Raw genomic sequence first — 14,246 nt, forward strand, 5'->3', positions numbered from 1 at the left:
CGCTTTATCGCGCCCCGCATCCGCCCAAGAAAATTGCTAAGCACGTCCGACCATGGCCCTGACTGATTCGAACGTTCTCAAACTCGCGCCCGACGCCGGGACTCCCGCCTATCGGAGCGCGCCGCATAATATCGAGGCGGAACAGAGCCTCCTGGGCGCGATCCTGGTCAACAACGACGCCTTCTACCGCGTCTCCGACTTCCTGGAGGCGAAGCATTTCTTCGAGCCGCTGCACCAGACCATTTTCGAGACCGCCGGCAGCCTGATCCGGATGGGCAAGATCGCGACGCCCGTCACGCTGAAGACGTTCCTTCCCGCCGACACCGACGTCGGCGGCATGACCATCGGGCAATATCTGGCGCGGCTCGCGGCCGAAGCGACCACCATCATCAATGCCCAGGACTATGGCCGCACCATCTATGACCTGTCGTTGCGGCGCGACCTGATCGGCATCGGCGAGGACATGGTCAATGTCGCCTATGACGCGCCGGTCGATTTCCAGCCGCGGGCGCAGATCGAGGACGCCGAGCGCCGCCTCTACGAACTCGCCGAGTCCGGCCGCTATGACGGCGGCTTCCAGAAATTCTCGCAGGCGCTGACGGTCGCCGTCGATCTTGCGGCGAAAGCATTCCAGCGCGACGGAAAGCTGTCGGGCATCTCGACGGGCCTGCGCGACCTCGACACCAAGATGGGCGGCTTGCAGCACTCCGACCTCATCATCGTGGCGGGACGTCCCGGCATGGGCAAGACCTCGCTTGCGACCAACATCGCCTACAACGTCGCACAAGCCTATGTTCCGGAACTCCAGGCCGACGGCACCATGAAGGCCGCCAATGGCGGCGTGATCGGCTTCTTCTCCTGCGAAATGTCGGCCGACCAGCTCGCCACGCGTATCGTGGCCGAGCGCACCGGCATCCCCTCCTCCCACATCCGCCGCGGCGGCATCTCGGAAGCCGATTTCGAGAAGATCCGCCAGGTCTCGATCGAGCTGCAATCGCTGCCGTTCTATGTCGACGCCACCGGCGGCCTGTCGATCGCGCAGCTGATGGCGCGCGCCCGCCGGCTCAAGCGCCAGAAGGGCCTAGACCTCCTGGTGATCGACTACATCCAGCTCTTGTCCGGCTCGGGCAAGCGCGCCAGCGACAGCCGCGTGCAGGAAATCACGGAGATCACGACCAGCCTGAAGGCGCTGGCCAAGGAGCTCAACGTTCCCGTGATCGCGCTATCGCAGCTGTCGCGTCAGGTGGAATCGCGTGACGACAAACGGCCGCAGCTCTCGGACCTGCGCGAATCCGGCTCGATCGAGCAGGACGCCGACGTCGTGCTGTTCGTGTTCCGCGAGGAATATTACCTCGCGATGAAAGAGCCGCGCCCCGGCACCGAGGAGCATGCCAAATGGCAGGCCGACATGGAACGCACGGTCGGCCGGGCCGAAGTCATCATCGGCAAGCAGCGCCATGGCCCGACCGGCACGGTCGAGCTACACTTCGATGCCTCGGTCACCCGCTTCGGCGACCTCGCCCATGACGGCCAGTTGCCGGATCGCAGCGACTACTAGAGTGTTCCCCGGGTTGAACCACTCGGGCCTCTTGCGTAAAACGGCGTCATGACAATGGCGTCCGACCCGAAAATGATCTCGCAATCCGGTCCTCTCTCCGCGGAGGCCAATCAGGCTGCCGCGCTCGCTGCCTATGGCGGCGTGCTCACCGTCGATCTCGATGCCATCATCGCCAATTGGCGCAAGCTCGAGAAGACGGCGGTGCCGGCCGAATGCGCGGCGGTGATCAAGGCCGACGCCTATGGCTGCGGCGCCCCCGAAGTCGCGCGTGCGCTGAGCAGGGCCGGCTGCAAGACCTTCTTCGTTGCCACCATCGAGGAAGCGCGCAAGGTGCGTGAGGCTGTGCCGGAGCCCACGATCTACGTGCTCGGCGGCTATTTCCAGAACACCGGCGAGCACTATGCGAAGATCAACTGCCGGCCCGTGATCGGCGATCTCAACGAGCTTGCGGAATGGGACGTGTTCTGCCGCCGCAGCGGCTGGAACGGAGGCGCCGCTGTTCACATCGACACCGGCATGAACCGGCTGGGCCTGACGCTTGCGGAAGCGCAGGCCATCATCCCCCGCATCAATGCCGGCGATCACGGCATTACGCTGGTGATGAGCCATCTGGTCTCGGGCGAGCAGCTCAACAGCCCGGTCAATGCAAGACAACTCGCCGCCTTCCGCGGCATCGCCAGCGAGTTCTCAGGCGTGCCGGCCGCGCTCGCCAACTCCTCCGGCATCTTCCTCGGCGCCCCCTTCCAGTTCGACATGGTGCGGCCGGGGGCTGCGCTCTACGGCGTCAACCCGACGCCGGAGGCCGACAATCCGATGCAACAGGTGGTCGACCTCAAGGCGCGCATCGTGCAGATCCGCACCATCGATCGCGGCGAGAGCGTCGGCTATGGCGGCACGTGGACCGCACGGCGGCCGACCAAGCTCGCGATCATCGCGGTCGGCTATGCCGACGGCTATTTCCGCGCCGCCAGCTCCAATGACGGCACCCGCGGCGCCGAAGTCATCGTGGCCGGAAAACGCTGCCCGGTCGCGGGCCGCATCTCGATGGACCTGATCGCAATCGATATCACCGACCTGCCGCCGAACGCGGCGCGGCGTGGCCACATGGTGACGCTGCTCGGAGAGGGCATCACCGTCGACGAGCTCGCGCATCATTTCGGCACGATCGGCTATGAGGTGCTGACCAGCCTCGGCCACCGCTACGCCCGCATCTACAAGGGCGGCAACGTCGTGGAGCCGCTGGCAAAGCCGGCGCCCCCAGCACAGGCTTCCGAGCAGCTGTCCTCGCCGCCGCCGGTCGAGCAGCCGGCGAGCCCGCCGCCGTTGCCGAGCTGAGCGATACGCGCGTGCCCCGGACGCAGCGCAGCGCTACTTCAGCGGTGCGTTGCAGAGCCGGGGCCCATCTCTCCACATCGTACGGTGTCGCTCTCTGGGCCCCGGCTCAGCGTCGCATCACTGCGTGCTGCGCCGCGTCCGGGACACGAGAGCGGCGGCTCACTTCTTCTTCCTGCTGTCCAGCGCCGCCTTGCAGGTCGCAGTGAGCTGGTCGCGCTTGCCGTTGAGGCATGCGACGATGCCGCCGCCCGGCGCGATGCCGGCGCAGAATTTGTCATAGTCCGCCTTGCACGCGCCGCGCGGATCGGACGATTGTGCCGATGCGGCTCCGGAGAACGCGATGACGAGTGCGACGGCAACAAAGCTCAACTTGGACATTGTGTCTCCGGTATCGGAAGGCAGAAGCGTTAGCCCTACATGAAGATTGCGACATTCAACATCAACAACATCAATCGCCGCCTGCCCAATCTCTTGGCATGGCTGCGCGTGGCGAAGCCCGATGTCGTCGCGCTTCAGGAGTTGAAGGCAAGTGATGGCGAATTTCCGGCGGCGGCCATCGAAAAAGCCGGTTATGGCGCAGTCTGGCGTGGACAAAAGACCTGGAGCGGCGTCGCCCTCCTCGCTCGCAACGCCGAGCCGGTGCTCACCCGCGATCGCTTGCCGGGGAAGGCCGATGATCACGAGGCGCGCTACATCGAGGCCGCCGTGCGCGGCATCATCGTCACCAGCATTTACCTGCCGAACGGCAATCCGCAGCCCGGGCCGAAATTCGATTACAAGCTCGACTGGTTCGCGCGGCTCAAGCGCCACGCCAAGAGCTTCATCAAGCAGGATCTGCCGGTGGTGCTCGCCGGCGACTACAACGTCGCCCCCACGGAGATCGACATCTATCCGACCCGCTCATGGGACAAGGATGCGCTGATTCAGCCGAAGAGCCGCGCGGCATTCGCCTCGCTGGTCGAACAAGGCTGGTGCGACGCGATCCGCGAATTGCATCCCGAACAGCGCATCTACACGTTCTGGGACTACAAGCGAAACCGCTGGCCGCGCGATGCGGGCCTGCGGCTCGATCATCTCCTGCTCAGCCCTGCCCTCGCCCCGCGGCTGGTCAAAGCTGGCGTCGACAAGATGATCCGCGGCGAGGATGGCGCCAGCGATCACGCGCCGGCGTGGGTGGAGTTGAAATAGGTCGACGATGCCGTGGCCCGTAGGGTAGGCAAAGGCGCATAGCGCCGTGCCCACCATCTCTATCCTCACCGAGGTCGAAATGGTGGGCACGCTAACGCTTTGCCCACCCTACGAAACTGTGGGCTCACCACAAATTCCTGCCGTCGATCACGTTCACCGGCACGGCCTCCAGATCGAAATCGTCGAACAGGCGCGCATTCACGGCGACCTTGGGATTGTCGAAATCGGGTTTGCCGGTCGACCAGTCCGGCGACTCCGAATAGGTGCCGCAGCCGCAGCTCGCGCAGAAATGATGTTTGACGGTGCGGCTGCCCCAGAGATAGGTCGCGACGTTTTCCGCCGGCGACAGCAGGCGGAACTGCACCGGCGTGTAATAGGCCCATAGCGCGCCGCGCTTGGCACATAGCGTGCAGGTGCAGCGCGTCACGCTCGAAGGCGCCTCCGTCACCTCGAACACCGTCTCACCGCAATGACAGCTTGCCTCGATCGGCATGACCCGTTCTCCGTTTTGTCAGGAGATGGTCGTAGCCGGCTCCTGCTGCCAACATGCTGTCAGCAGCGGGACGCCTAAAACAAAAACCTGAAAAACAACCCCATGCAAAGTAGCCGACCCCTGTCCGCTCAACAATTTACGTAAAATCCGAAATCTTATTTGACTCGTCGGGCAAAACACCGGCAGAATGTCATCATCGAAGAATTCTCCCGACGCTGCCAACATGCGCTCGCGCGGTCGCTATCGCGCTTCAGCCGCCATGTTTCGCCAGCGAACCTCCTCGTCACCGCCAGATCAACGGATCGGTTCAACACGGCATCGGCGCGGTACACCAAATCGGATTGTGTAATTGCGGGCTCGCGGAACAGAGCCCTCGCGGCCCACCAGCGGGGGCATGAATGTTGGCTCCGAAGCCCGCCGCCTCAACGCCGGTCGCCCATTTCCACCCTCGTTTAGCTAAGGCCTCTTGACCTCCGCGCCTTGGTTATCATACTGGTATGACCAAGATCAGACCAAAAGGACTGGGATGGAACTCAAGCGGGCCACCGAGGGCGAAAAGGGGTTCGAGAAGGTGTTCGCCTTCTTGCGCGAACGCCTGCTTGCGGGCTCGCTCAAGCCTGGCGACCGCCTGATCTCCGAGCGCGAGCTGGCGACCTTGCTCGGTGTCAGCCGGCCGATCGTCCGCGAGGCGCTGCGCGCCCTCACCGTGCTCGGCATCGTCGAGATCCGCGACCGCATCGGCACCGTGGTGACGCGGCCAGACGTCTCCGTGCTGAATGACTTCTTCACCTTCGCGCTCGCCCAACAGGCGGACATGCTCGACGATGTCATGCAGGCCCGCGTCGCGATCGAATGCCAGGCGATCAGGCTCGCCTGCGAACGTGCCAACATCGCCGATTTCGAACGCCTGCAGCGCGCGCTGGCAAAGATCGGAGAAACGATCGACGAAGCTGATGCCGGCGGCATGGCCGACTTCGATTTCCACCGCGCCATCGTCGTCGCCTCGCATTCGGAGACGCTGACGGTCTTGCACAGTTCGATGGCGGGCCTGTTGACGCATTCGCATCGCAGCCGCCGCGAGCTGGTGCAGGCCTTCCCGTCGATGAAGACCTATCTGATCGATGATCACCGCCGCATCTTCGAAGCGGTCATTGCACGTGATCCGGAGCGCGCGGACGCGACGCTGCGCAAGCATTTTGCCATCGGCGACGAATACCGGCGGCGCGCCGTCGTCGGCGACATCGACAAGACCAGCGCCTCGGGCTGATCACGGACGGCCAGCCAACCAAGAAGCAATCAATCAAGAAACGGACTGACAACATGGGACGGAACGACAAGGGCAATGTCGGCTTCATCGGCATCGGCACGATGGGACGGGAGATGGTGCGCAACCTCCTGGTGGCCGGCCACGCGGTCCGCGTCTTCGATTTGAACGAAACCGCGCTGGCGGACAGCGTCAAGGAAGGCGCAACCCGCGCCAAGAGCCCCGCCGATGCCGCGCAAGGCGCCGACATCGTCATCAGCATGCTGCCCGACACCCCGCACGTCGAGGCGACCATTTACGGCGAGCACGGCCTCCTGAAATCCCCTCCTCCCGGCAAGCTGATCGTCGACATGAGCACGATCTCGCCGGTTGCCGTCCGTCGCATCCATGCCGACCTGCAAAAGGCCGGGGTCAGCTTCATCGACGCGCCGGTCTCGGGTGGGCCCGTGGGTGCCAAGAACGCTGCGCTCTCGATCATGGCCGGCGGCGATGCGGCCGCCTTCGCTCAGGCCGAGCCGTTCTTCCGCGCGATGGGCACGACCATCACGCATGTCGGCGCGTCCGGCGCGGGCCAGACCGTCAAGCTCTGCAATCAGCTGATCTGCGGCATCAACATCCAGGCGATCTGCGAGGCGCTCGCGCTCGGGCGGGCCTCAGGGGTCGACCTCAACCTGCTACGCCGGGTGCTGCTCGGAGGCTCTGCGGCGTCCTGGATGCTCGACAAGCTCGGCCCCTCCATGATCGCAGGCGACGACGGCGCCGGCTTTCGCATCGATCTGATGCTGAAGGACCTCCGCCTGGTGCAGGAGCACGCGCAGGCGCTGAACGTGCCGCTGCCCGGCACCGCGCTCGTCACCAGCCAGTACGTCGATGCGCGCGCCCATGGCGAAGGCAGCAACGGCAACCAGGCGCTGTTCCGCGTCTATGACCGCATGACCAACCAGGTCACCGGCTGAACCGACGACGATGAGCCTCCAACTCGACTTTCCCGCAGTGCTGGAGCGTTGGCCAAGTTTCCTGGCCGGCGCCGCCCTCACATTGGAGTTGGCGTTCTTCGCGACCGTGCTCGGCGCCCTGCTCGGCACCCTCGCGGCGGTCGGACGCGGCACGCACAACGCGCTGATCGCGGGCACCTGCAAGGTCTATGTCGAGACCATCCGCAACACACCGCTGCTGGTGCAGATCTTCCTGGTCTATTTCGGCCTCGCCAGCCTTGGCTTGAAGTACTCCGCCTTCAGCGTGGCCGTGGCCGCGCTGACGATCAATGTCGGCGCCTATACCGCCGAGATCATGCGCGCCGGCTTCGAGGCGATTCCGCGCGGACAGATCGAGGCCGCCGAGGGGCTGGCGCTGTCGCGCCTGCAGATCTACTGGCACATTATCCTCCTGCCGGCGATCGAGAAGGTCTATCCGGCGCTGACCAGCCAGTTCGTGCTGCTGATGCTGGCCTCCTCGGTCTGCTCGCAGATTTCGGCCGAAGAGCTCACCGCGGTCGCGAATTACATCCAGTCGGACACTTATCGGGCCTTCGAGACCTACATCATCGTCGCCGTGCTCTATGTCATCCTGTCGCTGGTGATGCGTGCCGGCTTCTGGGGCCTTGGCCTCGTGCTGTTTCCGCGCCGGCGCCGGCTCGGCACGCCGTTGTGAGATGACCATGGGCGGACATCTCAACATCAATCATCTGATGTTCCTCGGCCAGGGCGCGCTGTGGACAATCGGGCTGTCCATGATCGCGCTGATCGGCGGCGGCATCGTCGGCTTCGTGATCGCGCTGGCGCGCATATCGCCGCTCAAATCGGTGCGGATCGCCAGCGCCATCTACGTTCAGCTCGTCCAGGGCACGCCGTTGCTCGTCATCCTGTTCCTCGGCTATTTCGGCCTCGCCGCCATCGGCCTCAAGGTCTCGCCGCTCGCTGCCGCCGGCGCTTCGCTGACACTCTACGTCGCCGCCTATCTCGGCGAGATCTGGCGCGGCTGCATCCAGTCTGTGCCGAAGCCGCAATGGGAAGCCGCCGAAGGCCTGGCGCTGAGCCGGACCCAGCGCATGATGAAAGTGATCCTGCCGCAGGCGATCCGTATCGCGACGCCGCCGACCGTCGGCTTCATGGTGCAGATCATCAAGAATACCTCGCTCGCCTCCGTCGTCGGCTTCGTCGAGCTGATGCGCTCGGGCCAGATCGTCAACAACTCGCTGTTCGAGCCGTTCGCCATCTACGCCATCATCGCCGTCACCTACTTCGCCATGTGCTATCCCCTGTCGCTGTTCAGCCAGAGGCTGGAACGGCGCATGGGGCGTGGCAGGTCCAACCTCGCGACAGCCTGACATGCAGCAGAACGCCCTCTCCTCCGAACCGATCGTGTCGCTCCGCGACGTGCAGAAGAGCTTTGGTCCACTCCGGGTGCTCGACGGCGTCTCCTTTGCCGTCGCGCGCGGCGAGGTGCTGGCGCTGATCGGCCGCTCCGGCTCCGGCAAGAGCACGGCGCTGCGCTGCATCGACCGCTTCGAGAAGGTCGACGGCGGCGAGATCGTCGTCTGCGGGCACCGCGTCGACCGCCCCGATGTTGATCTGCGCGCACTGCGCCAGGACGTCGGCATCGTGTTCCAGAGCTACAATCTATTTCCGCACCTCACGATCGAGCAGAACATCACGCTCGCGCCGTGCACGGTGAAGGGCATGGCAAGTTCGCACGCCAAGGACCTCGCGCGAAAAGTGCTCGCGCAGGTCGGGCTCGAGGAGAAGCTGCACGCCTATCCCGAGCAGCTCTCAGGCGGACAGCAGCAGCGCGCCGCGATTGCCCGCTCGCTGGCGATGCAGCCGAAGGTGATGCTGTTCGACGAGGTCACCTCCGCGCTCGATCCCGAACTCACCGCCGAGGTGTTGAAGGTGATCGAGCAACTGGCGGCTGATGGCATGACCATGGTGATGGTCACCCACGAGATGGGCTTTGCCAAAGGCATCGCTGACCGGATCGTGTTCATGCATCGCGGCAAGGTCCACGAGACCGGCCCCGCCTCGATCCTGACGTCGCCGACGACGCCCGAACTCACGCAATTCGTGGGCACTGGAAACCTGAAATCATAACAGGAGAGGAGAACTAGGGATGACCAACAAGACCTTGCTGGGCACGGCCACCGCGCTGTGCTGCCTCGTCATGATATCCGCGACGCCGGCATCGGCCGATTTGCTGGACGACATCACGAAAGCGAAGAAGATCCGCATCTCGACGGACCTCGCCATCCCGCCCTCGGGCATGATGGATTCCAGCATGAAGCCGACCGGCTCCGACGTCGAAGTGGCGCAGCTGCTCGCCAAGGATTGGGGGCTCGAGCTGGAGTTCATCCAGACCACCGGCGCGACCCGTATCCCCAACGTCCTGACCGGCAAGGCCGACATCATCATCTCGACCCTGTCGGTGACGCCCGACCGCGCCAAGGTGATCGACTTCACCAAGCGCTATGCGACGCTGCAATCCGATGTCGGCTGCCTGAAATCGTCGACCGTCAAGGACTGGCCCGACGTGAAGGACAAGTCGATCGGCGTCTCGCGTGGCACCACCCAGGACACCACCCTGTCCAACATGAAGGACAAGGAGCTCAAGATCGCCCGTTACGACGACGATGCCACCATGGTGACGGCGGCCGTTTCCGGTCAGGTCGACTGCGTCGCCTCGTCGGCGACGATCATCAACCAGATCGGGGTGAAGAACCCCTCGCGCGTGTTCGAATCCAGGATTCCGCTGGCGACCTTCGATCTCGCCATCGGCCTGAAGAAGGGCGAGCAGCGCCTGATGGACAAGCTCAACGCCTGGATCACCGAGAACGTCAAGAACGGCAAGCTGAATGCGATCTACAAGAAATTCCATGGTGTCGAGCTGCCGCCCGAAATGCGCAGCTGAACCAGAGGAAGCCGTGACGGCCGCACGCGGCTGTCACGGTCAATGCAACATCAAGAAGGACCTTACATGCGTCTCGTCATCGGATCCGACCACGCCGGCTGGCCGCTCAAGCAGACGGTCATCGATCACATCCGCAAGCTCGGCCACGAAATCATCGACGTCGGCTCTCATGACGACAAGCCGGTGGACTTCCCCGACATCGCGCGCGCGGTGGCGCAGAAGGTGACGTCGGGCGAAGCCGCGCGCGGCATCATGGTGTGCGGTACCGGCGTCGGCGCCGCGATCGCGGCTAACAAGATGAAGGGCATCCGCGCCGCGGTCTGCCACGACGTCCATTCCGCCCATCAGAGCGTCGAGCATGACGACGTCAACGTCATGTGCATCGGCGCGCAAATCGTCGGCGCCTGGCTCGCCGTCGATCTGGTCTCGTCCTATCTCTCCGCCGAATTCTCCACCGACGAGGATTTCCGCCGCCGCGTCGAGAAGCTGCGCGTCATGGACGAGCAAGGCTGACGGCCCCTCCATGATCCTGGTGTTTGGATCGCTCAACATCGATCTCGTCGCGGAGGTCCCGGTCATTCCGGGTCCCGGCCGGACTGTGCTGGCGCCATCCTACCGGACCCATTTCGGCGGCAAGGGCGCCAATCAGGCGGTCGCCGCCGCGCGGATCGCCGGACCGGGACGCGTGCGCATGGCGGGCCGCGTCGGCCGGGATGGGTTTGGCGACAGCGCGATCGAGAATCTCAGGGCCAATGGTGTCGACGCCGATCTCATCGTCAGGGCCCATGAACCGACCGGCTGTGCGTTCATCACGGTCGATCAGGCCGGCGAGAACGCGATTACGGTGGCCAGCGGCGCCAACATCACCGCGAGTGCCAATGACCTCCCGACCGACCTCTTCAGTTCCGACACTGTGCTCGTGCTTCAAATGGAGGTGCCCTTTGCACAAGCGCTGGAGGCTGCGCGCAAAACCAAATCGGTTTCCGGCACCGTGATCTGGAATCTCGCACCGGTCCCGGAGAAGATGACCGGTGAGATGGTGACAGAGCTTCTCGCTGTGACCGACTATCTGCTTGTCAACGAACACGAGGCAATGGATGCCGCAGCGGCCATCGGCCTTGCGGCGGCCAGCTACGAAACGGCTGCTATGCACCTCGCCAAGGCCGGCAACCTCACCTGCATCGTGACCGCAGGTGCGCAGGGCGCGCTGGCAATGACCACCGACGGCGCCCCGCTGCACGCCTCCACGCCGCGCATCACCCCGGTCGACACGACCGGCGCCGGCGACACCTTCGTCGGCACGTTCGCAGCGATGGTCAGCGAGGGCGTGCCGCTGCAACGCGCGCTCGAGGTGAGCTGCGAAGCGGCCGCATTGAAGTGCCTCAAGGCCGGCGCACAGACCGGCATGCCGATGCGCAGCGCATTGGGTTCCCTCGCCTAGAACGGATCGCCCGCATCGCTGACCACGGCTAAACTCTCCCGATTCGCGGAGATCGTCTTGGCCTTTCTCTTCGTCCTCAGCGTCGGCCTCATCGCCGGCACCATTTCCGGCATCGTCGGCACGGGCTCGTCGATCATGCTGATGCCGGTGCTGGTCTATGCCTATGGGCCGAAGGAAGCCGTGCCGATCATGGCGGTGGCCTCCGTGATGGCGAATTTTTCACGGATCCTGGCGTGGTGGCGCGAGGTCGACTGGCGGGCTTGCGCAGCCTATTCGGTGACGGGCATTCCGGCCGCAGCGCTCGGCGCGCGAACGCTGCTGGCACTGCCCTCGCATGCCGTCGATCTCACCATCGGCATCTTCCTGATCGCGATGGTGCCGGTGCGGCATTGGCTGGCGCGGCACGACCTCAAGGCCAGTCTCTGGCACCTCGCCATCGGCGGCGCAATCATCGGCTATCTCACCGGCATCGTGGTTTCGACCGGCCCGCTCAGCGTGCCGCTGTTCCTGTTCTACGGGCTCAGCAAGGGCGCCTTCCTCGCCACTGAAGCTGCCTCCTCGCTCGGGCTCTATTTCGCGAAATCCGTGACGTTCGAGCGCTTCGGCGCGCTGACCGGCGAGGTCTTCGTCAAGGGCCTGATCGCGGGCGGCTCGCTGATGTCGGGCGCCTTCATCGCAAAGCGCTTCGTGCTGCACCTGAAGCCGGAGATGTTTCGCCTGCTGATGGACGCGATCATGGTCGCGGCCGGGCTCTCCATGCTATGGAACGCGGCGCAATCTCCTTGAGCACGACTCGCTATTCCCCATGGCCAAATCCAGTCTTTCCTTCGTCTGCCAGAACTGCGGCGCGGCCTATAACCGCTGGCAGGGCAAGTGCGAATCGTGCGGCGAGTGGAACACGCTCGCTGAGGAGGACACCAGTGGCAGTGTGCCGGTGTCGATCCGCTCCAAGCGCAAGGGCCGGACCTTTGCGCTGGAGAGCCTCGCCGGGAAAAGCCCGGATGCGCCGCGCCTCTCGTCAGGGATGACCGAGCTCGACCGCGTCACCGGCGGCGGTTTCGTCCGCGGCTCGGTGCTCCTGGTCGGCGGCGATCCCGGCATCGGCAAATCGACGCTGCTGACGCAGGCCACCAGCCTGCTGGCGCGCGCCGGTCACCGCGTTGTCTACATCTCCGGCGAAGAGGCGGTCGCGCAGGTGCGCCTGCGCGCCGAGCGGCTCGGCCTGTCGGATGCGCCGGTGCAGCTCGCCGCCGAGACCTCGGTCGAGGACATCGTCTCGACGCTGTCGGAGGGCGCGGTGCCCCGGCTGATCGTGATCGACTCGATCCAGACCATGTGGACCGACACGGTGGAATCCGCGCCCGGCACCGTGACCCAGGTCCGCGCCTCGGCGCAGGCGCTGATCCGCTTTGCCAAGAAGACCGGCGCGGCCATCATCCTGGTCGGCCATGTCACCAAGGACGGCCAGATCGCCGGCCCCCGAGTGGTCGAGCACATGGTCGACGCCGTGATGTCGTTCGAGGGCGAAGGCTCGCAGCAATTCCGCATCCTGCGCGCCGTGAAGAACCGGTTCGGGCCGACCGACGAGATCGGCGTGTTCGAGATGACGGGCCTCGGCCTGCGCGAGGTCACCAACCCCTCCGAGCTGTTCCTGTCCGAGCGCGATCTCGGCACGCCAGGCACCGCCGTCTTCGCGGGGATCGAGGGCACAAGGCCCGTCCTGGTCGAATTGCAGGCGCTGGTGGCCCCGACCTCGCTCGGCACCCCGCGCCGCGCCGTGGTCGGCTGGGACCCGAGCCGGCTGTCGATGGTGCTGGCGGTGCTGGAAGCCCATTGCGGGGTCAAGCTGTCCGGGCACGACGTCTATCTGAACGTCGCGGGTGGCCTGCGCATCAACGAGCCGGCGGCGGATCTCGCCGCGGCGGCGGCGCTGGTGTCATCCCTGGTTAATGCGCAGTTACCGACCGATGCCGTCTATTTCGGCGAGATCTCGCTCTCCGGCGTGGTCCGCCCGGTGGCGCAGACCCCGGCCCGGCTGAAGGAAGCGGCAAAACTCGGCTTCCAGCGCGCCGTGCTGCCCGAATCGGCCCGCGGCGAGACCGGAGGAGACGCCGGACTGTCGCTGAACGCGGTCAACAGCCTGACGACACTGGTCGCCGAAATCGCCGCCCGCGGCTCGCGCCGGGGCGAATCGAACGGCCCGGCAGAGAAAAATGCCACACCAGCAAGATTCCGCCGCGGAGATGGTTAGCCGGAGGTGACGTCGGAGGCCCCCGCCGCTATACAGCCGTCACAAAAGCAGCACGGGATTGCGTGGTTGCGGCCTTGCCGGGAACGCCGTCTGCCCCTCTTTTAGGGCAGCGGCCAAGCACCGATTCGCTGAGCACCTTTGAGAGTACGAGCGGACCAGACCAGCCGATGCCAGTTACACTCCTCGACCTGATCCTGCTCGGTGTGATGCTGATCTCGGGCCTGCTCGCGATGGTCCGCGGCTTCATGCGCGAAATCCTGTCGATCGCTGCCTGGGGTGCGGCCGCGATCGTGACGCTGTATTCCTTCTCGAAGCTGCTGCCGACCGCCAAGGCCTATTTCAACAACGACACGGTCGCGAGCGTGGTCGTGGTCGCCGGCGTGTTCGTGGGCACCCTGATCGTGGTCTCCGTGATCACCGTGCGGATCTCCGACATGATCTTGGATTCGCGCATCGGCGCGCTGGACCGCACCCTCGGCTTCCTGTTTGGCCTTGCTCGCGGGCTTTTGATCGTCGTAGTCGCCTTCCTGTTCTTCACCTGGCTGGTTCCGGACAAGCAGCGTCCGGACTGGGTCACCGGAGCCAAGTCCCGCGTGGTGCTCCAGGGAACCGGGGATTGGCTGATGGCCCTCTTGCCCGACGACCCCGAGAACACCATCTTGAAGAGATTCAAGAAAAACAAACCAGATGATGATCAAGCTGAATCCGAGCAGCAGCCTTCGGGCAGTGGCGACGGATACAGTAAACCCGCTCGTGACAGCCTGAAAAAGCTGATCGAGAAACCTGCAGCGCGTTGATTGGCCCTAGAGAAAGGCG

The 14,246-nt window shown here is 64.8% G+C and carries 16 protein-coding genes; 14 read left to right on the forward strand and 2 right to left on the reverse strand.

What is annotated here, in order from left to right:
• Window positions 1–52 precede the first annotated feature (52 nt).
• Complete coding sequence (locus XH85_RS27310) at window positions 53–1,558, forward strand: replicative DNA helicase (protein ID WP_091895028.1); 1,506 nt, start codon at window positions 53–55, stop codon at window positions 1,556–1,558.
• A 72-nt stretch (window positions 1,559–1,630) separates the two neighbouring features.
• Window positions 1,631–2,893 carry an alanine racemase gene (alr, locus tag XH85_RS27315; protein WP_420837916.1) on the forward strand — a complete coding sequence of 421 codons (1,263 nt, stop codon included), beginning with the start codon at window positions 1,631–1,633 and terminating at the stop codon, window positions 2,891–2,893.
• Between the two features lie 159 nt (window positions 2,894–3,052).
• On the opposite strand, the gene XH85_RS27320 is transcribed toward alr, so the two are convergent.
• Window positions 3,053–3,271, reverse strand: coding sequence for a cysteine rich repeat-containing protein (locus tag XH85_RS27320; protein WP_128934286.1), 219 nt, complete (start codon window positions 3,269–3,271; stop codon window positions 3,053–3,055).
• 39 nt (window positions 3,272–3,310) lie between these two features.
• Between XH85_RS27320 and XH85_RS27325 the strand changes: the two genes are divergently transcribed.
• Window positions 3,311–4,081 (forward strand): exodeoxyribonuclease III, encoded by a 771-nt coding sequence (locus XH85_RS27325; RefSeq protein ID WP_128934287.1) that lies wholly within the window; start codon window positions 3,311–3,313, stop codon window positions 4,079–4,081.
• A 124-nt stretch (window positions 4,082–4,205) separates the two neighbouring features.
• Here XH85_RS27325 and XH85_RS27330 read toward each other — a convergent pair whose 3' ends face one another.
• Complete coding sequence (locus XH85_RS27330; RefSeq protein WP_128934288.1) at window positions 4,206–4,574, reverse strand: GFA family protein; 369 nt, start codon at window positions 4,572–4,574, stop codon at window positions 4,206–4,208.
• Between the two features lie 526 nt (window positions 4,575–5,100).
• Between XH85_RS27330 and XH85_RS27335 the strand changes: the two genes are divergently transcribed.
• The 11 genes from XH85_RS27335 to XH85_RS27385 all read left to right on the forward strand — a co-directional run bounded on the left by XH85_RS27335 (window position 5,101) and on the right by XH85_RS27385 (window position 14,227).
• On the forward strand, window positions 5,101–5,841 hold the full coding sequence (locus XH85_RS27335; protein ID WP_128934289.1) for a FadR/GntR family transcriptional regulator: 741 nt from the start codon (window positions 5,101–5,103) through the stop codon (window positions 5,839–5,841).
• A 32-nt stretch (window positions 5,842–5,873) separates the two neighbouring features.
• Window positions 5,874–6,794, forward strand: a complete 921-nt coding sequence (locus XH85_RS27340) for an NAD(P)-dependent oxidoreductase (RefSeq protein ID WP_338025672.1) — start codon at window positions 5,874–5,876, stop codon at window positions 6,792–6,794.
• Window positions 6,795–6,804: 10 nt separating this feature from the next.
• Window positions 6,805–7,488, forward strand: a complete 684-nt coding sequence (locus XH85_RS27345; protein ID WP_128934291.1) for an amino acid ABC transporter permease — start codon at window positions 6,805–6,807, stop codon at window positions 7,486–7,488.
• A gap of 7 nt (window positions 7,489–7,495) precedes the next feature.
• The gene (locus tag XH85_RS27350; protein WP_164940274.1) at window positions 7,496–8,164 is read left to right on the forward strand and encodes an amino acid ABC transporter permease; all 669 of its coding nucleotides are present in this window, start codon (window positions 7,496–7,498) and stop codon (window positions 8,162–8,164) included.
• A 1-nt stretch (window position 8,165) separates the two neighbouring features.
• Window positions 8,166–8,924 (forward strand): amino acid ABC transporter ATP-binding protein, encoded by a 759-nt coding sequence (locus tag XH85_RS27355; protein ID WP_128934293.1) that lies wholly within the window; start codon window positions 8,166–8,168, stop codon window positions 8,922–8,924.
• Window positions 8,925–8,943: 19 nt separating this feature from the next.
• Window positions 8,944–9,738, forward strand: a complete 795-nt coding sequence (locus XH85_RS27360; protein WP_128934294.1) for a transporter substrate-binding domain-containing protein — start codon at window positions 8,944–8,946, stop codon at window positions 9,736–9,738.
• Between the two features lie 66 nt (window positions 9,739–9,804).
• The gene (gene rpiB, locus XH85_RS27365) at window positions 9,805–10,251 is read left to right on the forward strand and encodes a ribose 5-phosphate isomerase B (protein WP_128934295.1); all 447 of its coding nucleotides are present in this window, start codon (window positions 9,805–9,807) and stop codon (window positions 10,249–10,251) included.
• 10 nt (window positions 10,252–10,261) lie between these two features.
• Window positions 10,262–11,179 (forward strand): ribokinase, encoded by a 918-nt coding sequence (locus XH85_RS27370; protein ID WP_128934296.1) that lies wholly within the window; start codon window positions 10,262–10,264, stop codon window positions 11,177–11,179.
• 57 nt (window positions 11,180–11,236) lie between these two features.
• Window positions 11,237–11,965, forward strand: a complete 729-nt coding sequence (locus XH85_RS27375; RefSeq protein ID WP_128934297.1) for a sulfite exporter TauE/SafE family protein — start codon at window positions 11,237–11,239, stop codon at window positions 11,963–11,965.
• Window positions 11,966–11,984: 19 nt separating this feature from the next.
• Window positions 11,985–13,430: a DNA repair protein RadA gene (gene radA, locus XH85_RS27380; RefSeq protein WP_128934298.1), complete on the forward strand. Its 1,446-nt coding sequence runs from the start codon at window positions 11,985–11,987 to the stop codon at window positions 13,428–13,430.
• A 167-nt stretch (window positions 13,431–13,597) separates the two neighbouring features.
• Entirely contained in the window at window positions 13,598–14,227 is a 630-nt protein-coding gene (locus tag XH85_RS27385; protein ID WP_091895012.1) for a CvpA family protein, read from the forward strand.
• Window positions 14,228–14,246: the final 19 nt, after the last annotated feature.

The sequence above is a fragment of the Bradyrhizobium zhanjiangense genome (genome assembly GCF_004114935.1).
In the GTDB taxonomy this organism is placed as follows: domain Bacteria; phylum Pseudomonadota; class Alphaproteobacteria; order Rhizobiales; family Xanthobacteraceae; genus Bradyrhizobium; species Bradyrhizobium zhanjiangense.